This window comes from Telmatobacter sp. DSM 110680 (assembly GCF_039994875.1).
Classification (GTDB): domain Bacteria; phylum Acidobacteriota; class Terriglobia; order Terriglobales; family Acidobacteriaceae; genus Telmatobacter.
In genome coordinates this window covers 4042382-4057043 of sequence record NZ_CP121196.1, presented here as the reverse complement: position 1 = coordinate 4057043, position 14662 = coordinate 4042382, and the positions used below count along the sequence as shown (strand labels likewise).

Here is a 14662-nt window from a genome sequence, read left to right as displayed (position 1 = left end):
CGGTGCAATTGCAACGAGATGCGCGAAGCTAACAGATCATACCGTTCTATCCTTACGGATGAGACTTCGAACGACGCCGTAAATCACGATTTCGATCCAGAGAACCGTTATTCCCGTAATCGCCACGTCTGTCATGAATCTCTGGGATCCTGCGACTCCGTGCGGGACGCCGGACGCGGCCGCGCGGAAGAGGCCCAACGCAGTCGCAATAGAAAGTGAGCATGCGAGGACGATTCTGTCCCATGACGGGTAACGCCGATCAGGATTGGAGTGTACGGGAGCGGTATTCCGATACCAGTGAATGTACCAGAGCAGAATGGCGCCAATCCCGAAGGCGGAACTGAAATACTGCAGAATTTCAAATATGGGGCGAGGCCCGAAAAGCGGCATTGAGACGATGGTATGGAGAAAATGCAGGTGGTCAGAGATCCAATACCCAGAGTGCGTAAACGAATCCCAGAGAATGTGTGTGGCGATCCCTACGAGAATCGAGAAAACAGTTATTGCGAAACGCGCAATGGAGTGTTTAGGGACGGCGTGCAGGTTGCGTTCAAGCCTTTCACGCGCGCCTACCGGTAGACAGGCAGCGAGGGGCTCCTTGGCAAAGCCATGAAATAGCCACAGTACCGCGAGACTCAGGGGCAGGTCGAATTCAAAAGTTCCCCCTAACGTGTGTCCGAAGTTTCCATGATGTGCAAAGGGAATGAAGTATTCAAAATCGGGAGCAAAGCATCCAACGACGACGGCGGACATGATGAGCCGCGTGCGCCGGAATGGTAGTGCCGCCGCAGCATGGGAGAGCGTGAAGGGCATTATGAGAATTATGAAGGCTTCGCGAGCTGGGGAATACGGGTGAACCTATACCCTCTACTTGGATGATGTTGTTGCCCGGTATGTTTGCCGCACGCCAGACCAATCCTCTTGCGGTTCAGACTGAATCGAAGGACTTGAAGCAGAGGCCAATGAAAACAAAAATCGCAATTTTCTTCCTGCTCGGAATATCAACGAACCTTTCTGCACTGGATGGGGGCAGTTGGTTAAACGGAGCCCAGGTGGATTACCCCGAAGGGATCCTACAGTCGATTGAAAATGCGAAGGTAACGCAAATCGGAGAAGAACTTCTGGTCTCTCGGAAGGAAGCGCACACCCCGGTTGAAATAGTGTTTCTCCGTTGCCAAGGCCTGGGAGTCCAGTATCAGGACAATCAGTGGTGGGTTCTGCCCGTGAGCAAGAGCGGCATGCAGGTGGAGGTGAACACGGCCTTGTGGGTCCTGCCTATCGATGCGGGATCGAAGGATCACTCGTGGCATCTGGTGTTGCGGCACGGCGGCTATCTAAGAGCACAGATAACTGAAGCTGGTTTGAACGTATCTCTCGACGCGGCGAATGTGACCCTCTCAAAATCGGAGGTCCGGCCGCACAGCGACCCCTTCGGTCATAGGTTTTCGCTCGAGATGTCTGGCGGAGCAGAGTTGGAAGAAGCGCTGGCCGGCTTCTATTGGGGAACGATACTGCCATCCGTCGTAGAGAAGACAATGGCGGCCAAATTCCCGTACAGCAATGGGTATGTTCTGAGCACGCTGAATGTGAACTCCTATGCGGGTTCGTATCCTGCGGTCGATCACGAGTTCCAGATAAAGGGGCGGCTCGCGATGGGCTCGGATCTGGATTTCGACGTCGTTAGGCGGATGATCGAACTCCAGTTTAAGTTGATGCGGGACGACCCCGAACGTCTATTCCGGGCTCCGACTTCGGTGCAGCCGAATGGCAGTCGCGAGTATCACGTACGCAGAAACAGTCAGAACAATCACCAGAACGCGGCTATGTTTCCCCTAACCGGCGACATCGAGGTAATTGAAGAGTCCTGGCGTTTCTACGAAGCCAGAAAAGATATAGCGTGGCTGCGATCGAATATAGACGATCTTGAACACGCGGCGGGATGGATACTGTCGAACACCGATCAGTACGGTCGCGTATGGTCGGATGTTTATTACGAAGACCAGGTAATGAAGGATGGACGCGAGACAGAGGCCCAGGCATTCACCGCACACGCATTTCAACTGCTTGCCCATATGGAGAGTCTGTTAGGACGGCAGGACAAAGCCTCCAGTTTTAATGCGAATGCAAAAAAGATGGCCGAAGCGCTCATCGCACCTTTGCCGATGGGGTATTGGAACCCCGAGCAGCAGCGATTCATCGATTGGGTCGATCGCAATGGAATGGTCCACGATCATATTCATCTTTTAGCTAATGAATTGCCGGTGACGTTTGGATATGCAACCGCGGATCAGGTCGTGGCGGTTCGGCGCTTGATCGATGCCAATGCCGCCGAGTTTGAACGGTTCCCAAGTTTTCTATCGGCGAAGATCGCCGATTACGATAAGTCTGAAATTGGCGACGGCGGTCCCTACGACCTTTGTGCGGCGGGCAGATACTGGTATTGGGATGCCGCATTTTGGGTTTGGCAAGGGCAGAACGACATTCTGTTGCAACAACTGAAGACGGTGGCTGCAGAGGGCGCAAGGAACAACTACTTCATGAGTGAACGCTACGACATGGACCATGTGTATTACATCGATGGCAAGAATGCGCATGGAGCCGAAAAGTACTACGAATACCCCAATGTTTTCGCCGCCGTTCTTGTCGAGAAATTTTTGGGCTTGAGCGTTCCGGCTGATGCAGATCTATCCGTTGCGCCCCATCTCACTGGCTATGGCAGCGTGGAGATCGAAATTCCGGAGTATGCGTTGCGCTACACCTTCAGCAAAGAGGCCTTTGTTGTGAAAAATCTGTCGAACAAACCGCGGCGGTACAAGGTAGATTTATCGGCACTTGGTTATACTGCCATGCACTTCAGGCTTAGAAGCGGGTCCAAGGAGAGAACAGTAGATGCGCGTTCTACGCTGACCTTGTCTGTAAACGAGGAGGCGCAGTGGACTCCGGTGCTGCACTAGCGCAGAAGCGCGGGTGCGGGGGCGGAGTTCAGCTAGATCTCGGTTGCGATGAGTCGTCGATGTCCATATAGATCGTGATCTTTCGTTACACTTGTTGCACTTCATGAGCGCTATATCTCGAAATTTCAGCTATCGACTGGAAATACAGGGGTTATATGGGTTGGGATAATACGTCTCGGGGTTACTCGCGCAAGTCATTCATGGTAATCTCTATCTAGACACTTGAGAGTGGACTGAGAACGCAAGAGGAGTAATACCGCCGTGCTGGCGACTGCTAAGAAAACTACCCTAATTGAACGCTTCCGCACCCACGAGACGGACACGGGTTCCCCCGAGGTCCAGATCGCGATTCTGAGTGAGCGGATTGGTGAACTGACCGAGCACTTTAAGACTCACAAGAAAGATCACGCTTCGCGGCGTGGGCTTTTGATGCTGGTCAGCAAGCGCCGCCGCCTGCTGGACTACCTGAAGACGCATGATTCCGATCGCTATCGCGACGTAATCGGCAAGCTCGGTATCCGCAAGTAATCAGAAAGCAAACGTTGAACCGGAAGCGCCCAGACCGGATTTTGGTCACGGCCCCGCATTACTCAGAACCTGGGGCCATGGTGTACCTGGCTAATCGCAAATGCCGCCAGGGCCTGCGCAGGACTGTCGTCTCTGGACGAGATGTGGTCACTGCGCGGTCCGCGCATTTTTCATTTGTGCAGTCGCGTCCTGCGGCTCTCGCGCATTCGTACACCTTCCGCATTTCCGGTTCTTCCCACCCAAAAGTTTCCCAAGTGAAAAATACGAAACGAGGACTCTATGTCTAAACAAGAAGTGACAGTCGAGCTTGCTGGTGGTAAGCGCCTGGTCTTTGAGACCGGTCGCATGGCCAAGCAAGCCTCCGGAGCTGCACTGGTCACCACGGGCGAAACCGTGGTTCTGGCCACCGCGGTCGCGTCTCCTGACCCACGAGAAGGCATCGACTTTTTCCCCCTCACGGTCGATTACCGCGAGTACACCTATGCCGGCGGTCGCATCCCCGGCGGATTCATCAAGCGCGAAGGCCGACCCAGCGAGAAAGAAATTCTGACGGCTCGCCAGATCGATCGCCCCATCCGTCCATTGTTCCCTGACGGCTTCCGCAACGAGACGCAGGTTATCGCGCTGGTTTTCTCCGCCGATAAGCAGAACGATCCTGATGTGGTCGGCATCAACGCCGCAGCATGCGCCCTGGCTCTCTCGGATATCCCGTTCAGCGCCACGGTTGGCGCAGTTCGCGTGGGTCGCGTCGATGGCGAGTTCGTTATCAATCCAACCTATGAAGAGCGCGCGGCCACCACGGTGAACATCATGGTCGTCGGACACAAAGACGGCATCGTGATGATCGAATCTGGTGCAAAAGAGGAGACGGAAGAAGTCATCCTCGGTGCCATTGAGTTTGCACACACCGAGATTAAGAAGATCGTCGCTGCCATCGAAGAGCTGGTTTCAAAAGCCGGCAAGGCGAAGCGTTCATTCGTTGCGCCCACTATCGACGAGGGCTACTACGATGAGCTCAAGGCGAAGGTCGGCGAACGCCTGAAGGATGCTCTCGATACCAAGACGCATGCCAAAACAGATAGCTATGCGCTGGTGAAGAAGATCAAGGACGAACTCGCTGCCGAGCTTCCTGCCGACGATCCAAACGCCAAAAAGAAACTGGCGACATATTACGAGTTGTTGCGCGAGAGATTGTTCCGCGAGCAGGTGACGAAGGATCGCATTCGTCCCGATCGCCGCGCATTCGACGAGATCCGCGAGATCACGATCGAAACCAGCGTTCTGCCACGCACCCACGGTTCTGCACTTTTCACCCGCGGTGAGACGCAGGCCCTGGTGACGGCCACCTTGGGCACCGCTGATGATGGGCAGCGCCTTGAAAGTTATGAAGGCGAGAAGAAAAAGAACTTCATGCTTCACTACAATTTCCCGCCGTTTTCGGTTGGTGAAACGGGACGTATGACGGGAACGGGTCGTCGCGAAATCGGTCACGGTGCTCTGGCCGAACGCGCCATTTCCGCAGTTCTGCCGAGCGCGGACGAGTCTCCCTACAGCATCCGCATCGTGTCGGACATTCTCGAATCGAATGGTTCTTCGTCGATGGCATCGGTGTGCGGTGCAAGTCTTGCACTTTACGACTCAGGTATTGCGTTGAAGGGTTCTGTGGCCGGTGTGGCCATGGGGCTGGTAAAGGAAGGCGATGACTATGCCATCCTGACCGACATTGCCGGGGCGGAAGATCACTACGGCGATATGGACTTCAAAGTCGCCGGCACGCGGAAGGGAATTACCGCCCTTCAGATGGACATCAAGATTGGTGGCCTGACCCGCGAGATCCTACAGCAGGCCATGGAGCAGGCAAAACGCGGTCGTCTCTTCCTGCTGGACAAGATGGATGCGGTTCTTGACGGCCCTCGTACGGAGCGCTCAGCGTATGCACCACGCATTGAGACCGTCATGATCCCAACCGACAAGATTCGTGATCTCATCGGCAAGGGTGGCGCGACTATCCGCGGCATCATCGAGCAGACTGGCGCGAAGATCGACGTGGACGATAGCGGTAAAGTCAGCGTTGCTTCCAGCGATGCCGACGGATTGAAGAAGGCTCTTGAGATCATCGGCAACATCACGGCCGTGCCCGAAATTGGCAAAGTCTATCTAGGCAAGGTTGTTCGTCTCGCCGAGTTCGGCGCATTTGTTGAACTCTTCCCAGGCACCGATGGACTGCTTCACATCTCCGAGATCGCCGAGCATCGCGTCAAGGAAGTGAAGGACGAACTACGTGAAGGCGATCAAGTAATGGTGAAGGTTCTCGCCATTGAAGGCAATCGCATCAAGCTGAGCCGCAAGGCACTGATCCGCGAGCAGAAGGCCAAACTGGCGCAGTCGGCGCCGGCAGTCGAAGCAAGCGAGCCAGTCGAAGGCGGAGAAGCGGAAACTTCAGCGCCTCCTCCATCCCGTCCGCGTCATGAATTCGACGAACGTCAGCCGCGCACCAATCAGAGCACGATTCTGATTGAGGGCGGGGAAGACTTCGACGATGACGACGAAGAAGGCGAGGAGATCGATGAGGAAAACGAGCCCAACTTCAACCGAGCCGATGGCACTCCCGTGCCGGCTGGCCAGGTTGCAGGCGGAGGCCCCAGGCCAGCTGGTGGCGGAGGTCCTGCGGGCGGCCCCAACAACAACCGTCGCCGTCGCCGTCGTCGCGGCGGACGTGGTCCCGGCGGTGGTCCGGGTGGCGGGGGCCGTTAAGGCTGACGGATTCGAGCACTAGGCTGCTTCGTTACAGCTATCAATAAAAATGCCCGGGCGAAATTGCCCGGGCATTTTAGTTGGCTGATTGCTTCCCGCCGATGGTTCAGAAGAACCAGAGGTACATTTGGTCGGGCACACGAAATGGTTGGAGGTTAAGCCACGTTTCGTATTCGAATGTTGCGCCTAGAGTTTGGAAGCCCGGGCACTAATTTTGGGATTCTCTTCATCTTGGCCGTGATATTCAGGCAGAGGTTCTGATCTTACTGGAATGCGTTCGCCGGCACCTTCGCGAGACACATTCTTGTCGTCATACATCCGAAGATCTGCCGCGATGCAGAGGGCCTCAATATCGCACGCATCGTCAGGAAAGACAGCAACACCGACGCTGGCGCCGACCTGCATGAAATGCTCGCCTACCTGAATCGGCTCATTCATCATGTCCATCAGAGATTTTGCGACGGACTTGGCATTCGACCGGTTCGTAGGCTCTTCGAGGATCAACGAGAACTCATCTCCACCGGTGCGCGCCACTGTGTCAGATCGGCGAACTCGGCTTACGAACAGATTGCTGACTTTCTTGAGGAGCAGGTCCCCGGCATGATGCCCTAACGTGTCATTGACCTTCTTGAAGTGGTTAAGATCGATGACCAGCAGGGCTGCTTTCGACTCCATGCGCCGCGCACGCTCGAGCGAGATTGCGAGGCGGTCGAGGAAGAGTCGCCGGTTCGGCAATCCTGTAAGTTCATCGTGCAGGGCAAGATATTTATTGTGCTCAATCTGGTCTTCGAGTAGTAGGAGAATCATGCCGACTGCGACCACGTACTTAGGCAGATTCCAGACTTCATTGTCGATTTGGCCATTGGGCGTGATCGTGTCGGCAAGCGGAGCAACCACGAATACCGATGCCCAACCAAGAAAGCCCGCGATCGTAATCAGCGAACCGGCGCTGCCCCGTCCGCGATAGTTGTACCAGACATGCAGGCAGCATCCGATGTAAACAGTGAACAAAGCGCCGTTCGTGGCGAGGTCGAGTCCATTGGCTGGTCGGTTCTGGACGGTGAGAACGAACACGGCGAGCAGGCAATAGAGGGCAACGAGCATCCAGCGCAACAGGTGCGTGAAGTCGCGTCTCGCAGTGAGGGCAATCGCCAGAGGTGCAGCACCGAATGATACAGCGGCAGAGGTCAGTGCCCCCGGCCAGGGATGATCAAATCCAGCAATGATGATGTAGATTGCGTTCGTGGAGAGGATGGAGATAAGCATCCAGACGCTGGAACGCTCCACGCGATAGGGGACTGATGCCCACATGAAGAGCACGCCTGCTGAAATTAGAGAGATCAGGCTTACGTCGATCGCTACCGTTCCCCAAACGCCTGGCGCAGGCGAAAATATGAGTGCAGCGAAGTGTACTGCAATCAATACCCAGCCAGAGAGCCAATGTCGGGAAGCTGTAGTCTGGCCGCGCCTTGCCACCGACGCAAACGCGCACGTAAGCGCAGCAACCGCTGCAAGATCCGGGAGTTTACTCCAATCCACCACGGTTCCTCTGCTGAGCAGACCTCTATCCGCTATCTTAGTCGTGCTTTGATTATGAGATTGGGAAACTGACGCTTTTGTTGTATGGCGACTCTGGTGCACATCAAACTTGGGTAATCTTGCGCAAATTGTTAAACCATTGATCCTTTGGATAACCGGATGGGAATTTGCGTGTTCGCCCCACTTTCCCTCCAATATGCTCAAAGCGATGGCTGCCAGCCTATACATCGTCGTCGAGGGCGAAGACCCGGGCTTTGACATCTTCGTCAATGGCCACGCATTGGCGCGCAACGAGGACGCATTGGAGAGGCTTGCCGATTCGCTGCGGGTGTCGCCGCTGTTGCAGTTCTTCTCCGCGGATGAGAACTCGATGTGCCTGCTGCTCGATCAAGGTGCGGGTGATCCCGAATGGGCGCAAAACCTGCCGGAGCCTCAATGGTTTGATCCAGCTGATGGCCTCATGACTGTGCGCGCACTTATCCGTTTCCTGGTCGCGACGCCTGTTTCCCTGGGATCAGAGACATTGCCAATACTGAGCGAACTGCGCGAATACGAGCGGGTTCTCGTCAAGACCGCAGATCGCAAGCTGCGCTGGCATTTGGCGGTCAGCTGGCGGTAGTTGATCGGAAGCGCCGTCTCTAGATTCTGAACTCAGTCCGGGCCGTTCGCTCCATCTGTGTGTGCTTTCTTTCCCAGCAGCTCAATTTCTCCGGTCATCACATGTGCGCGCAATCGATATTCTCCGTCCGCAAGCTTCTTGTTAAAGCTGCGGAAGAAGCCACCCTTATCCGCGTTGTATGCAGTCGCTCTAACTTCGCCGATTGTTACGGATGCATTGACGCTGCGATAATTCCATTCGTGGGCAGACGAAATAGTGATCTGGCCCGCGTAGAGATCGATATCCTTGTCTCCTTTGATCTCCTCGACCTTTACCTCTCCTGCAGGCATCTGAATTCTCAGGTTCGTCTTCCATGGCACTTCAACTTTGACGTGAACGTTGTTGCCGTGCCTCATATGGCTTCCCTCAATCTTCAATGTTCCACCGTCAGGGTTTGTTGAAAATTGAAGCAGAGTATGGGCAGCCGCGTCCTCGCTGTTCCCACCATGACATGTGACATGGATTGTCTCCAGATCTGTTCCAACGATCTCGAGACCAGCAGGACGCGAGTCAATCATGAGAAGGGCGCCCGCACGGAGCGGGGCTGTCAGCGTTTGGTCGCATGTGACTTTGCTCTCGGCGAGCCCGGCAAGATTGCAGGCAAATAGAGCCGCGCCTGCGATGGCACACACAAATCTCATGATTCTAACTACGACAATTTCGCGGCGTTAGTTCCCGGAGCAGAAGCCTGCTAGTGCAAAGGGTCGGTTTTTATCTTCGTGAATATCTCATAGACCTTTCGTATTAAGCGACGGCGGCTTCCGGTTCCGGATGAACATCGAACAAAACGTGATCCTGCCGGCAGATAGTCTTGATAGCCGGGCGTGCCGTCATCGGTCCTGAGGGCAGGCCTCCCCCTGGCATGATCCACTGACCCACCATCATGAATCTACCCAATCCCGGAAGAGTATTTGGCAGAGGCTTGATTCCGCCACCCGGCTCCATGAGCCACCCCTCCATTGACCCTTTCCAATTGCCGGTGTAGCGGATGACGGAAGCAGGAGTGGAAACGTCGATCACCTCAATAGCCTTGCGAATGTTCGGAATGCGTTTTTCCAGCACGTTGATTACGGCTTCGGCTACCCGCGCTTTCTCGATGCGATATTGAGCAGGGTCGCTATTGCGCATGTCATCCCAGTACTTATGATTGCGCGTGGGGAGGACACACGTGACTGCGGTTTTGCCGGGCGGTGCGAAGGTCGGATCGTAATGGAAGAACCGGAACGCTACGTGACTGGTTTCGGTTTCAGGGTCGATGCGGATCGGATCTTCAATGATGCGCGTCAGCATGGCGGGCTCCCCAGACAAATTCATCGCCAACCCAAGTGACACCTGAAGATAGGAAGCAAATGTATTGCGCTCGTCATATATCTTTCGAATGGTCGGGTCGACATATTTGCCGCCCAGCATATTGAAGATCGTGGCATGTCCATCTGCGGCGGAGATCACCCAATCGGCGAGCACTCTTTCGCCGCTTTCCAATTGCACGCCTACGGCCAAGTCCCGCTCCACAAGGATTTGCTGGACTCGCGCCTTGCATCGAATCCTCCCGCCGAGGCTGCGGATTTTCTCTTCGATGAGCCGAATCATGGCCTGCGACCCGCCGATACAGTAACCTGCGTTGCTTTCGTTCATCCAGCCAAGGGACAGGACCATGGCAATCGCGGTGAGGCGACCGACATCGCCGGTTGAGAAAAACTGCCTGAGAAGGGGATCGGAGAAGCGCTGGGCATACTCCTCGCCACTCATCTTGCCCAGTCTTCGAAGCAGTGGAAACATAGGTACGTCTTGAAGCATGGGCAGCCAGTTCTGCGCCAGATTCCCTGAAGGATCAAGCATCTTGAATTTGCCGAGGCTACGCATCGAATGTATGAAATCGTGAATTGTTTCTTCGTCCTGAGGCGCGCGGGCCATGAGTTCGGCTTCGAGTAGATCGGCATTGGTGTAGATGCGAAGGCAGTCACCCTTCTCCGTCTCGATTCTCACAAACTCCCGGGGATTGATGAATTTGAGCCGGTCGATGTCGAAGACTTCTTTCCATTGTTCGTGGAACTCGCCGTGCGGGTTGGAGCCGATCAGCCAGTGAAGGCAGGTTTCGAAAGTGTACGGACCGCGGCGCCAACTCATAGCTAGACCACCGGCCATGTCGTGCAGTTCGAGGATTTCAGTTTCGTACCCGCATTTCAAGGCATACACGGCGGCGCAGAGTCCGGCAATGCCACCGCCTACGATTACGATTTTGCGGCCGTTGTGCTTCATCATTTCGACCTCCAATCAGTCCGTCGAAAGATCGACCGGACGGAGCGGCTCGTCACGGAGACGCTCACAAGGATGCGCTTTCCGGTTCGCCTGAAAGTGTTTGAGCTTAGGAGCGGGCACGATAGGCTCTCGGAGAAAGCCCATGAATCAGCCAAGAGTGTTAAGTTAAAGACTTTTCAGCCGCAGTGAGCCGAATCACAAGTGAGCGTGAGTTCGAGATAGCTGGAAACAGGCAGGGTCCATGAGTGCTGAAGCAATTCAACTGAACACGTTGCCCATGCGACGGATTTGCGCGCCCACGCTGCCGAGCTTTTGCTCGATGCGTTCATAGCCACGGTCCATGTGGTAGACGCGATCGAGAATGGATTCGCCGTCAGCTACCAACGCCGCCAGTACAAGCGAGGCTGAAGCGCGAAGATCCGAACACATGACGGCCGCGGCAGAGAGCGGCGAGGGGCCGCGGACGGTAGCGGTTCGTCCATCGACCTTGATATTGGCCCCCATGCGAACAAGTTCCTGCACGTGCATGAAGCGGTTTTCAAAGATGTTCTCTGATATTTGACTAACGCCTTCAGCCTGGGTGCAGAGCGCCAAGTACTGCGCCTGCATGTCGGTGGGGAATCCCGGATATTCTTCGGTGGAGATATCCGCGGCTCGCAACTTGCCATTGCTGCGAACACGAATTGAATTTGGACCAAGCAGGTCGATCTGAGCGCCGGCTTCTTGAAGTTTGGAGATTACGGCTCCGAGATGATCCGGATTGCAATCGGCTACGGTGAGATCCCCGGCAGTTATTGCACCTGCGACTAGAAAAGTGCCGGCCTCGATGCGGTCGGGGTTGATGCGGTATTGCGCGCCATTCAGGCTCGTGACTCCCTGGATGCGGATAGTGGATGTTCCGGCGCCTTCGATTTTGGCTCCCATCGCAATCAATAAGGCGGCGAGATCGCAGACCTCGGGTTCCCGAGCACAGTTCTCCATCAGCGTTTCGCCTTCGGCAAGGACCGCGGCCATCAGCAGATCCTCGGTCCCGGTGACCGTGATTTTGTCGAAGACGATGTGGGCGCCTTTGAGCTTGTCGGAGCGAGCTTCAAGATAGCCGTGCTCCTGCGCGATCGTCGCGCCCATTTTTTCAAGACCTTTGATGTGCAGATCGATGGGACGTCCACCGATAGCGCATCCGCCGGGCATGGCGACGCGCGCCATTCCGGCTCTCGCTACCAGCGGTCCGAGAACGAGAGAACTGGCGCGCATGGTCTTGACGATTTCGTATTTTGCCTCGGGGCTGGAGAGCGTGCGGAAGTTGATACGGGTGCGGTGGTCGGAGGTCCCGGTGCCGAGTTCGACTTCTGCGCCCATCGCGACCAGGAGTTTGCGTTCGGTTTCGATGTCGCGGACGTCAGGAATATTCTCGAGAGTGACTTCCTCTTCGGTGAGGATTGCCGCCGCCATACACGGAAGGGCAGAATTCTTGGCGCCCGACACGTGAATGGTTCCAACCAGCGGATTACCGCCGCGAATCACAAACTTATCCATGTAGGTGTGTGTTGCTCCGTGTGTTCCCAGTGTAATGGGGCGGGGCAATGAATAAAATCTGGTGGATATTAAGCGCCAATAGACTTAGCTGTCTCCGTAGACCGGAATGGCTGCACCGTGGATGACCCGAGCATCATCGCTACACAGGAAGAGGATGACGCGTGCAATTTCCTCGGGTTTCGGCCAGGTTGCGAAATCGGCGCCCGGCATTGCCTTTCGATTCGCTTCTGTATCGATGATGCTGGGAAGAACGGAATTTACGCGCACACCTGTGCCTTTCACATCTGCCGCCAGGGAATCGATCATCGCCAAAGCCGCAGCCTTTGAAGCCGCATAAGCTGAAGCGCCGGCACCATGATCGAAGGCAGCCTTAGCCGCAACATTCACGATTGCGCCGTGCTTCTGCCTGAGCATGGGAACGACCGCGGCGCGCGCAAGGGCGTAACCGGCGCGTAGATTCAGAGACAACATTTGATCGAAAACTCTTGTTTCAAGTTCCCACAGCTTAATGCCGCCTGCGTAACCTCCCACGGTGTTCACCACCGCATCAAGGCGGCCATGTTTTGAGAGAACTTCTGCGATAAGTTGCCCGACCGCTGCTTCGTCGGTGACATCCACGCGGTGCCCTTCAAGGCGGGGAACGGCTGTGCCTGCAACATCTTGCAGGGAGGCTAACTCATCCTGATTCCGGTAAGTGACGACAACACTGGCGCCTTCTGCAAGGAACGCAAGACTCACGGCACGCCCGAGGCCACCGGTGCCACCGGCCACCAGCGCGACTTTATCTGGAAAGCTTATGTTCATTGCTGTCCTCCTGAGTCTATGCAGTTTTACAACATGCTGCGCAGATATATAACTTCCGGATTGGCCACAACACATCCAGAATCTGGACTTTGGATAGGATGGATGGCGGATCAACAAATCACATGGCTTCTCAAACCATCACGATCGGCATGCAAACCAGCGGCGAAGACCGAAGGATGGCCACTCATGTGATCGAACTCAGAAAGCTGCTTGCGGAACACTGCAATGGGCCATTTAGTAAAGAGATTGTTGAGTTCGCCCTTATCCTTCGGGTTGGCGGTAGCATGCAAGAATTTGATTTTACGGGCTGCGAGGGAATCCGAAGGAATCGCAAAGGGGCATACATCACCGTCGATGTTGCGTTTCCCTCTAAGCAATGGAAGAATCGCACCGACTTTCATATCAGGGATTTCTTGGCCGGAATCGTAGAAATGGGACTTCGTTGCTGCTTGGATCGTCTGCAAAGAGATAGAGTCGAGGTTCAATCAGAGAAGTTGCTTTCAGATTATGCCCATGCGAAGCGACTCTTCCTTAATAAGGCATAGAACTTTGAGGGTGCACATCCTTACGAATCGAATGGCGATTTTGGCACATTTTTATGCCTACTCCTGAGTCACCGGCGACTCTTCACCAACCCCTTCCAGCCTTGAAGGGATCGGGGCGAAGAAAGGGCATACTGACGAGTTGCCCACAATCCATCCGGAATTTGACGACTGGCTCCGGGAAGGTGCGGCGTTGGCTAGTGGGTACTGGTCAAGTTTGGAATTCCTAACGCATTGCTAGCATTAGCACCCGACCAACGAAGAGGGAAGCGCTGATTTGAAAGCAAGCGAGAGCCACGAGTACGATGCGTTCTTTTGGGGAAGATGTGCGTAAGCTACGCAATGAGAAAATCAGCCCCACAATGAAAGCAAAAATGGCAGCCAGTGCGGGCACATCTGCAAAATGAGCAAACGGAGGCCAAATGGCGGCTACGAAACTCGCCGTTGCGATAACTGTCCAAACTATTGCATTTCGTATTGCCTGCATCGCACTGGCCACCATGAACAAACCCGTTGACATGCATCGATTCTCTCATCGCACAAATGTTCGGTCCTAAGAGTCTTCCGCTCCGCTTATTTAGTAGAGGCTGTGTCACCGTCTACTCTTCCCCAACTCCATTCCCGGTTTGCCGGGGACGAGGCTGGAGGCGAAAAGAAGTCAAAGGGAAGAGTTGCCGACAATACGCTAGCGACGAATAGAGCCAGGCGGAGAATTGTGATCATATCTTTGGAGCAGATCCGGCGTTAGAATCCACTGACATAAACATGCAATCAATGAGGAAGTTATTCGGCTGGCTCTTCGCTTTTGTGTCAGTGGTTTGTCTTAATGTATCGGCACGCCAGTTCGTACTGGATTTCGCCCGATTTCACGAGAAAGTTCGACTTGGATCGTTTGTCTCACCTAGCGTGATGTTGATTCTCGCGATGGTGTTCGCGATGACTTGGTGGACTTCGTGGAGAGATCGACCAGGTGCACGCGCTTGGGGGATTGCGGCGAGTCTCCTCAACGTGTCCGTTATGCTCTTCCTGACGCACCGTTGGCCACGCACCCAGGGAAGCTGGGGGGCTCTGGCTCTGAGCGTGTTCGC

11 protein-coding genes are annotated in these 14662 nt (G+C 55.0%); 4 read left to right on the top strand and 7 right to left on the bottom strand.

From position 1 onward, the window contains the following. Positions 1–36: 36 nt before the first annotated feature. Positions 37–813 carry a DUF4184 family protein gene (locus tag P8935_RS16820; protein WP_348261455.1) on the bottom strand — a complete coding sequence of 259 codons (777 nt, stop codon included), beginning with the start codon at positions 811–813 and terminating at the stop codon, positions 37–39. A 149-nt stretch (positions 814–962) separates the two neighbouring features. On the opposite strand from P8935_RS16820, the gene P8935_RS16815 reads away from it, so the two are divergent. The 3 genes from P8935_RS16815 to pnp all read left to right on the top strand — a co-directional run bounded on the left by P8935_RS16815 (position 963) and on the right by pnp (position 6236). After that, complete coding sequence (locus tag P8935_RS16815) at positions 963–2954, top strand: hypothetical protein (RefSeq protein ID WP_348261454.1); 1992 nt, start codon at positions 963–965, stop codon at positions 2952–2954. A gap of 261 nt (positions 2955–3215) precedes the next feature. Further along, complete coding sequence (rpsO, locus tag P8935_RS16810; protein ID WP_348261453.1) at positions 3216–3482, top strand: 30S ribosomal protein S15; 267 nt, start codon at positions 3216–3218, stop codon at positions 3480–3482. 279 nt (positions 3483–3761) lie between these two features. Continuing rightward, positions 3762–6236 carry a polyribonucleotide nucleotidyltransferase gene (gene pnp / locus P8935_RS16805; RefSeq protein ID WP_348261452.1) on the top strand — a complete coding sequence of 825 codons (2475 nt, stop codon included), beginning with the start codon at positions 3762–3764 and terminating at the stop codon, positions 6234–6236. 186 nt (positions 6237–6422) lie between these two features. On the opposite strand, the gene P8935_RS16800 is transcribed toward pnp, so the two are convergent. Then, positions 6423–7775, bottom strand: coding sequence for a diguanylate cyclase (locus P8935_RS16800; RefSeq protein ID WP_348261451.1), 1353 nt, complete (start codon positions 7773–7775; stop codon positions 6423–6425). 196 nt (positions 7776–7971) lie between these two features. Between P8935_RS16800 and P8935_RS16795 the strand changes: the two genes are divergently transcribed. Further along, positions 7972–8394 carry a hypothetical protein gene (locus P8935_RS16795; protein ID WP_348261450.1) on the top strand — a complete coding sequence of 141 codons (423 nt, stop codon included), beginning with the start codon at positions 7972–7974 and terminating at the stop codon, positions 8392–8394. Positions 8395–8426: 32 nt separating this feature from the next. Here P8935_RS16795 and P8935_RS16790 read toward each other — a convergent pair whose 3' ends face one another. The 5 genes from P8935_RS16790 to P8935_RS16770 all read right to left on the bottom strand — a co-directional run bounded on the left by P8935_RS16790 (position 8427) and on the right by P8935_RS16770 (position 13517). After that, a complete protein-coding gene (locus P8935_RS16790) occupies positions 8427–9074 on the bottom strand; it encodes a hypothetical protein (RefSeq protein ID WP_348261449.1) in 648 nt (215 codons plus the stop codon). A gap of 103 nt (positions 9075–9177) precedes the next feature. Next, positions 9178–10695: an NAD(P)/FAD-dependent oxidoreductase gene (locus P8935_RS16785; RefSeq protein ID WP_348261448.1), complete on the bottom strand. Its 1518-nt coding sequence runs from the start codon at positions 10693–10695 to the stop codon at positions 9178–9180. A gap of 255 nt (positions 10696–10950) precedes the next feature. Further along, positions 10951–12228 carry a UDP-N-acetylglucosamine 1-carboxyvinyltransferase gene (murA, locus tag P8935_RS16780; RefSeq protein WP_348261447.1) on the bottom strand — a complete coding sequence of 426 codons (1278 nt, stop codon included), beginning with the start codon at positions 12226–12228 and terminating at the stop codon, positions 10951–10953. A gap of 84 nt (positions 12229–12312) precedes the next feature. Continuing rightward, complete coding sequence (locus tag P8935_RS16775) at positions 12313–13032, bottom strand: SDR family NAD(P)-dependent oxidoreductase (protein ID WP_348261446.1); 720 nt, start codon at positions 13030–13032, stop codon at positions 12313–12315. Between the two features lie 110 nt (positions 13033–13142). Continuing rightward, a complete protein-coding gene (locus tag P8935_RS16770) occupies positions 13143–13517 on the bottom strand; it encodes a hypothetical protein (RefSeq protein ID WP_348261445.1) in 375 nt (124 codons plus the stop codon). Between the last annotated feature and the right edge of the window lie 1145 nt (positions 13518–14662).